This is a genomic window from Rhodococcus yunnanensis NBRC 103083 (assembly GCF_001895005.1).
Lineage (GTDB): Bacteria > Actinomycetota > Actinomycetes > Mycobacteriales > Mycobacteriaceae > Rhodococcoides > Rhodococcoides yunnanense.
The window spans coordinates 157,059-169,301 of the sequence record NZ_BCXH01000001.1; the positions used below are offsets into that span (position 1 = coordinate 157,059).

A 12,243-nucleotide genomic window follows, 5' to 3' on the forward strand; every position below is an offset into this window, starting at 1 on the left:
GTGTTGTGCCGCCTGTTCGGTCCGATTCATTCGTCCATGGGATGTGCTCGACGTCCCTCCCTCGATCATTGGAGTTCGACAAATGCAAGTCAAGAAAATCACTGCAGCTGTATTGACAGTCGGCCTGTTCGCTCTCGCTGGATGCAGCTCGGACGACAGCGGCGGATCAGGGTCGGGAGACGACGCGTCGCAACCGTTCCGGGTAACCTACGTGACCTCCACCAGTGGTGCGCTGGCTCCGTTCGCGGCCGCGGTGACGGCATCGCTGACCGCCGCGGTGAAGCAGATCAACGTCGATGGCGGAATCCTGGGTCGTCAGGTCGAGGTCACCACGATCGACGATGGCAGCGAACCGACCAAAGCTGTCAACGCTGCGCAGTCGATCGTCAACGGTGACGACACACCGGATGTCGTCATTCCCGGGATAGCGAGCATGACGAGCATTCCGACGCTTCCGATCTATGCGCGCGCGAACATTCCGACGGTGAGCACCGGTACCTCGACCGAAGGTAACAAGCCGGAGGAGTACCCGCTCAATTACGGTGTGTCGAACACTCCGGCACAGAGCATCACGGCGCTGTTGGGACACCTGAAGGACGAGGGTAAGACCTCCATCGCGGTGGTGACGGTCAACAACGAGGCCGGGCAGTCCACGCTGAAGACGCTGGAGTCGGAAGCAGCTGCTGCCGGGATCACCATCACCGATTCGCAAGCACTCGAAGCCTCGACAGTCGATGCGACAGCGGCGTTGTCGAAGCTGCAGGCCGGCAATCCGCAGGTGTTGGTCGTACCAGGGATACAGGGTCCTCTGGTGGGGGCGATCTTCAAGGACCGAGTCAAGCTCGGTTGGGATGTGCCGACGTACACGGACGTCGTCACCACGGCGAACGATCTGGTATCGGTTGCCGGTGGTCAAAGCAATCTGCAAGGCGTGACGCTGCAAGAGGTGCCGTACGGAGTCGCAGGTGACCCGACGCGAGACACCGAGGCATTCGACAAGTTCGTCACCGGATTCAAGGCGGAGATGCCTGATCCGGTGCTGCCGATGGGCGTGCTGGGAGCAGGGTGGAGTGCCATGGCGTTCACGCAGGGTCTGTTCGACAAGGCGGGATCGACCGATCCGGACGATCTGGCAGCAGCGGCATACGAACTGAAGACGACCGACGCGCCGCTGTGGTTCCAGACACCAGGGCCGTCGTTCGGCATCGACAGCGACAACCACTACGTGGTCTACGGCCAGTACGCCTATGCGCCTGCCGGGCCACGTGACGACATGGGAAGCCTTCTGCCCAGCGCGAACTGATCACGAGTATCTCGGTACGACTCTGGCGACGAGGACATGACATCCTCGTCGCCAGAGTCGTACTGATCCGAAAGGCACTGGGGTCGAACGGAAATCCCTGGACCGAACGGAAGTCCGTGGGTCGAAGGGGCAACGCTGGGCCGAACCGTAGATGCCGAGAATTACACGGGAGGGCTGTTGCGGACGATGTGAATTGGATCGAGGAGCTCGCCGACGGCGTACACGCCGCCGAGCAGGCTCACGCCGGCCTCGGTCAGCCGGGCACCGAGTGTCACGGACGAATCGGTGATCTCAGCAGGTCCGACCAGCTCCGCGATTGTTGCACGCCCCTCACGGCGAGGTTGCGCAGCGATGGTGATGCGAGGGGTGTCGTCGAAGAGAATTTCGATGTCGCCGAGGTGAAAGTCCATCACGCCGAAGTGAGCCCAGAAGTGTGCGGATCCTCGGAAGGCCAGTCCAGCGTTGTGTGTGGTGGCTACGCCCTCGAAGACGAACCGTGACTCGGCGTCGACACCCACTTCGCGGCGGGTGATCTTGCCGTCGTCGATCGACTCGACATACTCGGTGAAGCTGCTACGCAAAGCCCAATGCAGCGTTGTCTGTTCGGACGGCCACAGTGGGTCGGACAGGCGCAGTGGGTTGGACGGGCGCAGCGGGTCGGAGGGACTCGAATCGCCAGCACCGACGCCGGCAGTCACGGGACAGGGACCGTGGTGGCTGGATCCTCGACGAGGATGTCTTTGAGCTTGTGTGCGTCGTCGGCGAGTTTGTCGACGTCGACGTGGCGACCTACGGCGGTGCGGGCACCGACGTAGTCGCGCATGTGGTTGAGGGTATCGACCGCGACGATGATGCTGCCGTCCAGATAGACCACTGAGAAGCTTCCGGAACTGGGGTCACCTCGCACGACTGTGGCGTCGTAACCGAGGGCCAGGCCGACAGTCTTGAATTTGATGTCGTACTGATTGGACCAGAACCATGGCTGCGGGTCGTACGCGACAGCATTGCCGATGATCGACTGCGCGACACCCTTGGCCTGTTCGACAGCATTCTGAATCGACTCGAGACGCACCCTGCCTGCGGGGTGTCGGTCGTAGGGGAAGGTGACGCAGTCACCTGCGGCGAAGATGTCCGTGATGCTCGTCCTGCCGAAACCGTCCACATCCACGGCGCCGATGCCGGCCGCGCCTGCGTCGAGCAGGGGAGCGACCGAGGTCACGAGTCCGACTGCCACGAGGACGTGGTCTGCGGAGATCTGCTCTCCGGTTGCGAGGGTGACGCCGGTGACCTGCCCGTTGTGGCCGTCGATCCGGGTCACCTGAGAGTTGCGATGGACGTCGACGCCGGCTTCGGTGTGCCTGCGGAGGAAGTATTCGGATACAGCGGTACCGGTCACCCTGGCCAGCAGCCTGTCCTGGGCCTCGAGCACCGTCACGCGGATGCCTGCAGTGCTCAGCACCGCGGCGGCCTCCAATCCGACGAAACCGCCACCGACGATGACGTAGTGCTCGGCCGAGGCAAGTGATCCCTTGATGTCGTGGGCATCCTCCAGAGTGCGCAGATTGTGCACTCCGGCAAGGTCTTCTCCCTCGATTCCCAGACGGCGGGCGGAACCACCTGCAGCCCACACGAGCGTCGAGTACGTGATCGACAGACCTCCGTCGGTGCCGACAGACTTGGTGGCTGGGTCGATCCGGACGACTTTCTGCCCCAGAAGCAGGCTCACGCCGGACTCAACCCAGTACTCCGCGTCGCGGATGAGCAAACTGTCCTGAGTTGCTTCACCCTTGAGGTAGGCCTTGCTCAGGGGTGGTCGCTCGTACGGTGGAATGTCCTCGGCATTGACGATGGCGATCGTGCCGTCGAATCCGTGGCTGACGAGCTCTACTGCGACGTGTGCGCCTGCATGCCCTCCGCCGACGATGACGACATCGAAGGTGAGCTGCCGATCCGAGTCCGAGGCGGTTGTCACGGAACTGTGACCTCGATTTCCGTCATGGTGTCGCGCAGGGTGAGCTGACATCCGAGTCGACTGGCGTCGGTGCGGTCCTCGGCAAGTTCGAGGAGATCCTCTTCCTCCTCGGACGCGGGGCTGAACCCTTGCGGTTCTTCGAGGTACACGTGGCAGGTGGCGCAGGACAGCTCACCGCCGCACTCGCCGTCGATCCTCGGTAGCTGGTGCTGCGTGGCGACCTGCATTATGGAGTCGCCTGGTGCGCCCTCGACGGTCACGACCTGGTCGTCGACTCTGAACAGAACCTTCACCACGAGACGATCCTCCTATATCAGTTTCAAACTGGGCTCGGTGCTCGACTTACTCGCCAAGCCCTCGCTGACAGGCTGGGCGAGCAATCGGCCAACCGTGCTCATGGTCGATGCAAGCGCGATGAGTATTGCCCGTGACTCATCGTAGGTCGGTTCCAATAGATTGTAAAGATTGAGAGTTTAAAGACGAGTGGTCGGCTCGGCGGCAGCACGGGAGCGGCTCGGCACTCGGGTTGTCGACGATCGGTGAGATCCGATCGGAATCTCCTCGAGTGGATCCTCAGCATACTGTCGGTCGATCGGGCTCCGGCTTGTCGGGTGGCGGAGCGCGAGTGCCGATCCGACGGCGCGTCGTGGCTGTGTCGAATCGACGACCCAATCGAGTGGTCGTTGTTAATATTTTCAATGATTACATTGACGGTTGCTGTTCGATCCCAGGGAGGACTTGCGTTGGGCGAATCCGAGATTGTCGTATCCGAAATTGCGGTAGGCGGGGAAAGAGAACACGAAGCGCGCTCGGTGGCCACAGGATTTTCGTGGCCGGAGTGCCCGCGGTGGCACAACGGTCGGATGTGGTTCACCGACATGTACACAGGCACGCTCAGAGTCGTCGACGAGTCGGGGAATGTCACTGTCACGATCGATGCGTCCGGCCGGGCGGACGCTGCCGGCGCGCCCATTGCGCTCGGCGGATACGGGTGGCTACCTGATGGCCGTCTGATCGTCGTATCGATGTTCGAACGGTTGTTGCTGGTTCACGATGGGCCGGATTCGACGTCGCTTTCGGTCTACGCGGATCTGACCGGAGTGGCGCCATTCCCGATCAACGACATGGTCGTCGCAGCCGACGGATCCGCATACGTCACGCAGTTGGGATTCGACTACTTCGCCGGCGGCGATCCTGTGCCGTCTCCGATAATTCTTGTCGACTCCACCGGACACGCCACCGAAATGAACTCCGCCAGGCCGCTGTTGGGCGCAAACGGTATCGCGATTTCTGCCGACGGCCGTCAGGTCTACACAGCCGAGGCATTCGCGAATCGGATCGTCGTGATGGATCGGTCGAATGACGGTGAGCTGAGCGGGAGTCGCGACTTTGTCGAATGTCCTTCTCTGCCAGACGGTATTTCGCTCGACGACGAAGGTGGAGTGTGGGTCGCAATGCCGGGAAGTGGGCGCGTCGTTCGGTTCTCGGGTGAGGGCATCGCCACCGATTCGGTGCTCATCCCGCTGCAACAAGGCCTCGGTTCAGCGTGTCTGCTCGGCGGACCGGGTCGAAGCACTCTCTATGTCACGGTGGGTACGGCCGTCGAAGACCAGGCCGAGTCGGTACTGAACAATGCGGGCAGTATCTGGTCTGTCGATGTCGGTTACAGCGGAGGAGCCACGCGGCCGTGAGTTGACACGTCCGAGCGGAACCGATCTTCGACACGCGGGTTCCGCTCGGATGTCACGAAACCGATCGGATCAGCGGCCGGTCCACCGAGGTGGACGCTTTTCGAGGAATGCGGCGACACCCTCGTGCACATCTTCGGTCGCGTTGACCGCATCAGTGCCCTCGCGGCTCAGTCTCCAACCGACCGAGTCGTCGGCCCAGGTGCCCTGGACGACGATTGCCCTGGTCGCGCGGACCGCCACGGGTGCATTGGCAGTGATTCGCCTGGCAAGTGCGCGCGCGGCCTCGAGGACCTGACCGGGTTCGGCCGACACGTTGACCAGCCCGTGCCGCTCGGCGGTCGCGCAATCGATCGGGTCGCCGGTCAATGCGGCTTCCATGGCGAGGTTGAACGGGATCTTTCGTCCGAGGCGGAAGTTGCCACCCGCAGCGGCGACGAGGCCACGCTTGACTTCCGGGATCCCGAAGGTCGAGTTCGTTGCCGCAACGATGAGATCGCACGCGAGCGCAATCTCTGCACCGCCGGCCAGGGCTGGGCCCTCGACCGCAGCGATCAAGGGCTTGGTCCGGTCGCGTTTGACGATTCCGGCGAATCCACCACGCTCGGTCTGCATGAGTGCGGCTTCGCCGCGCCCGACTGCACGCAGATCGGCGCCTGCGCAGAACACCGGGGGAGTGCCGGTGATGATGGCGACCCAGGCGTCGTCGTCCGCCTCGAACGCATCGATGGACGCTTCGAGCCCGTCCGTCACAGGGCCGTCGACAGCGTTGCGTGCCTTGGGACGGTCGATCGTGATGGTCACGATGTGCTCGGCGATCTCGTAACGAACGAACTCGCCCGTCTCGGGGATGTTGGTCATGCCGATGCCTCGTTGTTGGAGGAGCCGCCGACGGGGATTCGTCCGTATGGCCCTCTGGCCGCTGCGCGGACGTCGATCTCGCCGACTTGCACGTACGGCGGAAGCGTAGTGAGCCAGCGCACCACCTCGGCGACATCCTCGCTGGTGAGGGACGCGTAGGGCTTGACGGTGTCCTCGACCATGCCGGTTTCGACCGGGCCGGGCGAGACGACGTGGACGTTGATCCCGTCCCGTTCGAGTTCGTTGCTCAATACAGCTGCGAGTGTGTTCATGCCGGACTTCGCTGCGGCATAGGCGCCGGTGCCACGCATCGCAAGCTTGGGCGCGATCGACGAGATCAGAATGATCCGTCCGCCCGGACGCAGCGCAGGCAGGCTCGCTCGCACCAACACGTAGGCCGATCGCAGATTGACCCGGATGACGTTGTCGAAGTCCGCGAGGCTCTGCTCTGTCAACGACTGCGGATTGAGCACACCGACCGAATGCACGATGACGTCGATCTCGCCTGCCGCGTCGACGACGCGTGCGGTGACGGCCTCGTCGGCGCAATCGCCTGCAACGGCAGTGGCTCCCAATTCATCGGCGATGGTCTGTAGTTCGACCTCGCGGCGAGCGTTGAGGACGAGTTCGTAGCCTTCGGCGTGTAGGGCGCGGGCGCATGCGCCCCCGATACCACCGGTGGCGCCGGCGACAATAGCGCGTCGGCTCATGCGCGGCCTCCTTGAGAGTGTGGGAAGTGATGATGAATTAGACTATATATATAGATGATAAGGGTTGTGTAGGCGGACAAGGTGGTCGCCTGAGGTAGCGGTCAGATGTCGCTTTCCAGAACCTCGACCGATGCTCCTTGATCGCCGACATACGGCTGCGACTTCTGCAAATGCTCACGCATTGCCTCGATCGCGCCCAAGGCGTCGCCCGCGGCGATCAACGACACAACGCGTCGATGTGCCTTGACCACACCACGTTGATATCGGGCATCGGGGTAGTTTCCACCGGCCGAACGTCGGACTGCCCATTGACGCTCCTGAGAGCTCCACACCGACTCAAGTGCGCTGGTGACGATCGAGATCGAGGTGTTGCCGCACAGTTCGACTATGGCTTTGTGGAACTGGAGTGCACACGAGGTGAATTCGTAACTCTTGCCGATCTCGACGGTGTTGTCGTCGACGAGTGCGTCGAGCGTGTCGATTGCGTCCTGTCGGGCGGGTCCGACCAGCCCGGCGACGAGACCCGCACACATGGGTTCGAGAATCTCACGCGCGGCTGCGACGTCGGCGACAGTGGCAGCGCGCGATTGCAGCGTGAGTCCAAGGTGGTAGGCGGCACTCTCGGAAGTCGGGGCCTGTACTACTGCACCACCGAGCTTGCCCCGCCGGATGCGGAGCAAGCCCTCGGTTTCGAGAATGCGGACAGCTTCGCGAAGACTTGGACGGCTGACCGAGAATTCCTCCACGAGATCCGCTTCGCGTGGGAGTTCGTCACCGTCGTGCAAGTCCCCGCCGATGATGCGTTTTCGTAGTTGAGCGGCCACTAGTTCGGCCATGCGAGGTACGCGAGGGGGGATCCCGGTGTGCCCGTTCGGTTTGGACATCGGCTCTGGTTCTGCCCCGGTGCCGCGCCCTAGGTCCTGACGATCTTGCCCGAGTGCAGCGGGACGTTCGCAAAACCCGACACGGCCGTATCACGGAGCCAGCGGGGTTCGCCGGTGAGCCTCAGCTCGGGCATGCGTGAGAACAGGATCGGGTAGCACGCGGCGAGTTCGAGGCGGATCAAGTTGCGGCCCAAGCACTTGTGGATTCCCTCACCGAAGGACAAGTACTCGTTGGAAGTGCGAGTGACGTCGAACTCGAGCGGGCGTTCGAACTGCGTCTCGTCGCGGTTCGCGGAAATCACCAGAAGCGACACCCAATCACCGGAGCGGATTCGCTTGTCGCGCAAATCGAAGTCCTCGTTGGCGACACGCGTCAGGCTGCGTGCCGGGCTGGCGAATCGAATCGATTCGTCGACGGCGCCCATCACCAGTGACGGGTCGTCGAGGATCGCCTGACGCTGGCTGGGATTGGACAACAGCTGCCAGGTGCCCACACTCAGCGCATGGCGGGTGGTGTCGAAGCCGCCGAGGATGAGCGCCACGACGACCTGGCGTGCTTCGCGTGGGCTCAGCAGCTCGTGATCGGCCTTCATCTGGCTCAGTATCGTTGCGAAGTCGTCCTTCGGGTTCGCACGTCGATCGGCGACGAGTCGCTCGCCGTATTCGAGCAATTCCTGGTAGGCGTTCCTGAATGTCGTCAAGGGGTCGTTGTCGACCATGAACCGAGCGTCGTGCGACTCGATGACGCGTGACGCGGTCAACTGCAGATAGTCCCACTCTTCTCGCGGCACCCCGAGCAACCGTCCGACCACCATGACAGGCAGCGCAGCGGCAACGTCGTCGACGAAGTTGAAATCGACGTTGTCGTCGATCTTGTCGATGATCTCGTTGACGTACGAGGCGATGTCGGTGCCGAGGCGCTTGACGGCGGGAACGCTGAAGTGCTTGTTCAACGGGCGTCGATACACCGAGTGCAGTGGGTCGTCGAGGTAGTCCAGTCGAGTGTCGTAACCCATTTCCATACGGCGTTCGGCCGTGGTGCGGGACGGAACGCGGGGCATCCGGGCCCCCTCGCGGTTGCTCAGCAGCTGCGAGTTCTGCAATCCCCACTTGACGTCCTCGTACTTGGAGACGACCCAGAACGGGCGCCCGTAGTTCGAGGCGTTGACCAGGCGCACGGGATCGGAATCGCGCAGCTCCTTGAAGGCGCTGAGGTAATCCAGCGACCCGTACCAGTCCGGGTCCATCAACAGCTCGTCGATGGCACTCAGATCCGTGCTGACATCGATACTCATGCGCTCGATCTCCCTACTGGGTTCTATGGTGAAGCATGGTGACTTGTTCGCCTACTGTCCAGCTCGCCTACTGTATGACTCCAATCACAGCGGGCGATCTCTTTCAGTGTAAATCATTTACTGCGAAGATTCAGAATTTCCGCGCCGTTCCGTCACAGGTCGAGGACGAGGCGTGATCCGGTGCAGCGGCTCACGCAGATCATCATGGTGTCGCCTGCCGCGCGCTCGTCGTCGTCGAGGTAGGAGTCACGGTGGTCGACCGTGCCCTCGATGACTGCGGTCTCACACGTGCCGCAGTATCCGTCCTCGCACGAGAATGGAATATGGGATACGAGCGGGCGCAGTGCAGTCAGAATCGACTCGTCGGTGCCGACGGTGACCGAGACGCCGGATCGCGTGGCGACAACCTCGAACGTCTCGCCGGTGATATCTCCCGCCGACTCACCGACGAAACGCTCGATGTGCAGTTCTGCGGCAACGCCCTGGGTGATGTGCAGCTCGGTCAACAGATCGAGCATCGGCGTCGGACCGCACGCGTACACGGCGGCGCCTGCGCCCAGTCGTCCCATTTCCGCAGCGAAATTCGGACGCCCCTCGACGTCGTCGGCGAACACGCTGACGCGATCGGAACCGAGGGCCACGACGGAGTCGAGAAACGCCATGGAGGCTCGTGTGCGTCCGCCGTACACCAGGCGCCATGGAGTTCCCGTGGCATCTGCGCGGCGAATCATCGGAAGCATCGGGGTGATTCCCACCCCGCCGGCGATGAACAAATACTCGGTGGCGGGCTCCAGGGTGAAGTTGTTACGAGGCAGACCCACCGAGATGTCCGATCCCACGCTCACGCCATCATGGAATTCTGCCGAACCGCCACGTCCAGCAGGTTCACGCAGCACGGCAATCTCGTAGTGCGAGGGGTCATCGGGATCGCTGCACAGTGAATAGTGGCGTACAAGCCCGGAAGGGAGCACGATCTCGATATGCGAACCGGGTTCCCACGGCGGCAAGGGAGCTGCAGTCGGGGATTCGAAACGTGCCAGGACGATCGCGTCCGCGACGAGTTCTGCCTGTGTCACTCGAAGCGTGTCGTAGCGGGTTTCGGTCGAGGCCACGTGTTCTTCCTTCCTTCGGGACACATGTCGAATCGGGACATCCGAGGTGCTCGTAATATTTTGATGATAGAAATGATTGGAATCGCAGCGCTACGGTACTCCTGGAAGCGTGAGGCCGAGTCCGAACGTCGATCTAATTTCGATACCGGAAGTCTAGTTTATTTGTGAGCATCGAGTCGCGGCAGTCGTGCGGCGGACGAAACATGGAGGAAAAATGCAGGGTCTGACCGGCAAGAGAGTGATCGTGGCAGGCGGAGCGACCGGTATCGGCGCCGCGACGGCGGAGCGACTGACGGAGGCGGGCGCAGCCGTCGCCATCGGTGACGTCAACCTCGAACGCGCTCGTGAGACTGCCGATCGTCTCGTCGCCGCGGGCGGCAAAGCGACCGCAATCGAGTTCGACCTGTCCGACGACCGTTCGGTCGAGGCCTTCATCACCGAATCCGCTGGATTCCTCGGCGGCGTGGACGGCCTTTTCAACGTCGGCGCAGAAATGACGCCCGCTGTGTTCAAGAACGACCTGACCGCCATCGACACCGACATGGAGATCTGGAAGAGGGTTCTCGACGTCAATCTGCTCGGATATGCACGCACTATCAAAGTCGCGTTGCCTCTGATGCTCGAGTCCGGTGGAGGCTCGATCGTGAACACCTCGTCCGGCGCTGCCTTCAACGGGCTCAACAATCGAGTCGCCTACTCGGCGTCCAAAGCGGGTGTGAACGCCCTCAGCCGCCATGTGGCAACTGTGTGGGGCCGCGAGGGAGTTCGCTGCAACAGCGTCATGCCGGGAATGGTCATCGGCGAGACGCAGAAACGCATGAACCATCACGAGCTGCACGCGGAGATCATGAGCCGGATCCGTAGCCCGAGACTCGGTGCACCGTCGGACATCGCCGCGATCGTCACATATCTGCTGTCCGACGACGGCGAGTGGGTCAATGGGCAGTCGTGGAACGTCGACGGCGGACTCAGCCTGAGGGACTGATGGCGTCGACGCAGAAAGAGGAGACGTCCAGATCCTCCTCGTCGGCGCTTCTTCGTGACGCGCTCGGCCGCTCGATCGAGCTGGGTGAGCGCGGAATTCAGGTGGCCGTGACGGTCGGCGGCGATCTTGTCGCCGAGGCGAGCGCGGGAATCGCCGACCCCGGTGGCAGGCAGGTCGACGCGCGCACGTTGTTTCCGATCTTCTCGGTCACGAAGGCGGCGACCGCGGTGTCCGCGCACGTTCAGATCGAACGTGGCCTGATCGATCCCGACGAGCCGATTGCTGCGTACTGGCCCGAGTTCGCGCGACACGGCAAGGACCGAATCACACTCGGCCACGTCCTCGCTCACCAGTCGGGTATCCCTCAGATGCCGCCGACCGTCACGCCGGAGCTGATGTGCGACTGGGACTGGATGATCGACCAGATCGAGGACTTCCGGCCCTACTTCGAACCCGGGACGGTCAATGCCTATCAGGCCATCGTCTTCGGTTGGTTGGTCGGCGAGGTCGTGCGCCGCACAGATCCACAGGGGCGTCCCTTCGGACGATTCGTCCGAGAAGAGATCTTCGCCCCGATCGGGATCGACGACTTCTGGATGGGGATCCGTCCCGAGGACATTCCGCGTGTCGGGGTTCTCGTCTCCGACCTCGAGGGCCCAGGGGGAGTGGCAGTCGAGGGCGCGACCGAGGTCAGCGTTGCGGCCAAACCCGCTGCCATAGGACTCGATGCGCCGGTGCACAACCGTCACGACGTGTGGCAGGGTTGCCTGCCTGGTACCGGCGGGATCGCCTCGGCGTCCGCCGTCGTCCGCTTGTTCGCACTTCTTGCGGGCGAGGGAGAGTTGGGCGGACGACGTCTGCTCTCGCCGGCCCGCGTGCGTGATCTGTTGCGCCCGCGAGACATGAGCGAGATTCCGGATATGGTTCTCGTCGGAGGAAACCGATGGTCGCCGCCACTCGGAGCAGGCGGATTCTGGCATGGCGGAACAGTGTTCGGTGACGGACCAGGCGTGCTGTGCCACGCAGGCCTCGGTAACTCGATCGGATTCGCTGACATCGACAAGGGCTACGCCGTCGGACTCACGCATAACCGGTTGTTCACCGATGGCAGCGTCATGGGTGAACATCCATTCGCCGCGATCGTCGCCGCAGTCGAGCGCATCGTCGAATCGCACAGCAGTCAGCAACAGCGATCATAAGCCTTCGTGAACAGTCCGTAGCAGGCGAAATCGTCGCTGCCCGAACCCGTTATGTGGACGCCTTGCCTAGCCAACGAGATTCGACCTCGCCCACGGTGTTCAGGTAAGCCTCAGCTTAATTCGCAGATTCTCAAAAGCAACAATTCGGACACTTAGTTCCGAGCGTTCGCTTTCCGGGTAGACGAAGTCGGGTGACGTACGCCATAATCGTGCAATAGCGACAAACATCTCAAT

Annotated in this window: 12 protein-coding genes; 4 read left to right on the top strand and 8 right to left on the bottom strand. The window is 62.5% G+C overall.

The window, feature by feature from the left end; translation table 11 throughout:
* Positions 1-82: 82 nt before the first annotated feature.
* Entirely contained in the window at positions 83-1,303 is a 1,221-nt protein-coding gene (locus RY1_RS00765) for an ABC transporter substrate-binding protein (protein WP_072801621.1), read from the top strand.
* Positions 1,304-1,464: 161 nt separating this feature from the next.
* On the opposite strand, the gene RY1_RS00770 is transcribed toward RY1_RS00765, so the two are convergent.
* From RY1_RS00770 to RY1_RS00780, 3 genes are read right to left on the bottom strand one after another with little or no spacing between them, the layout of a single operon-like run.
* On the bottom strand, positions 1,465-2,001 hold the full coding sequence (locus RY1_RS00770) for an HtaA domain-containing protein (RefSeq protein ID WP_072801622.1): 537 nt from the start codon (positions 1,999-2,001) through the stop codon (positions 1,465-1,467).
* A complete protein-coding gene (locus tag RY1_RS00775; RefSeq protein WP_072801623.1) occupies positions 1,998-3,275 on the bottom strand; it encodes an NAD(P)/FAD-dependent oxidoreductase in 1,278 nt (425 codons plus the stop codon). The genes RY1_RS00770 and RY1_RS00775 overlap by 4 nt, the downstream gene beginning before the upstream one ends.
* Entirely contained in the window at positions 3,272-3,571 is a 300-nt protein-coding gene (locus RY1_RS00780) for a 2Fe-2S iron-sulfur cluster-binding protein (RefSeq protein WP_072801624.1), read from the bottom strand. Before RY1_RS00780 ends, RY1_RS00775 begins: the two co-directional genes overlap by 4 nt.
* A 402-nt stretch (positions 3,572-3,973) precedes the next feature.
* On the opposite strand from RY1_RS00780, the gene RY1_RS00785 reads away from it, so the two are divergent.
* A complete protein-coding gene (locus RY1_RS00785; protein WP_084727072.1) occupies positions 3,974-4,966 on the top strand; it encodes an SMP-30/gluconolactonase/LRE family protein in 993 nt (330 codons plus the stop codon).
* 69 nt (positions 4,967-5,035) lie between these two features.
* Here RY1_RS00785 and RY1_RS00790 read toward each other — a convergent pair whose 3' ends face one another.
* The 5 genes from RY1_RS00790 to RY1_RS00810 all read right to left on the bottom strand — a co-directional run bounded on the left by RY1_RS00790 (position 5,036) and on the right by RY1_RS00810 (position 9,825).
* Positions 5,036-5,824, bottom strand: coding sequence for a crotonase/enoyl-CoA hydratase family protein (locus RY1_RS00790; protein WP_072801626.1), 789 nt, complete (start codon positions 5,822-5,824; stop codon positions 5,036-5,038).
* Positions 5,821-6,534, bottom strand: a complete 714-nt coding sequence (locus RY1_RS00795; protein WP_072801627.1) for an SDR family oxidoreductase — start codon at positions 6,532-6,534, stop codon at positions 5,821-5,823. Before RY1_RS00795 ends, RY1_RS00790 begins: the two co-directional genes overlap by 4 nt.
* 101 nt (positions 6,535-6,635) lie before the next feature.
* Entirely contained in the window at positions 6,636-7,370 is a 735-nt protein-coding gene (locus tag RY1_RS00800; RefSeq protein WP_072801628.1) for a FadR/GntR family transcriptional regulator, read from the bottom strand.
* Between the two features lie 77 nt (positions 7,371-7,447).
* On the bottom strand, positions 7,448-8,713 hold the full coding sequence (locus RY1_RS00805; RefSeq protein ID WP_072801629.1) for a cytochrome P450: 1,266 nt from the start codon (positions 8,711-8,713) through the stop codon (positions 7,448-7,450).
* 152 nt (positions 8,714-8,865) lie between these two features.
* On the bottom strand, positions 8,866-9,825 hold the full coding sequence (locus RY1_RS00810) for a PDR/VanB family oxidoreductase (protein WP_072801630.1): 960 nt from the start codon (positions 9,823-9,825) through the stop codon (positions 8,866-8,868).
* Positions 9,826-10,039: 214 nt separating this feature from the next.
* On the opposite strand from RY1_RS00810, the gene RY1_RS00815 reads away from it, so the two are divergent.
* Positions 10,040-10,810, top strand: a complete 771-nt coding sequence (locus tag RY1_RS00815) for an SDR family NAD(P)-dependent oxidoreductase (RefSeq protein WP_072801631.1) — start codon at positions 10,040-10,042, stop codon at positions 10,808-10,810.
* Entirely contained in the window at positions 10,810-12,009 is a 1,200-nt protein-coding gene (locus tag RY1_RS00820; RefSeq protein WP_072801632.1) for a serine hydrolase domain-containing protein, read from the top strand. The genes RY1_RS00815 and RY1_RS00820 overlap by 1 nt, the downstream gene beginning before the upstream one ends.
* Positions 12,010-12,243 lie beyond the last annotated feature (234 nt).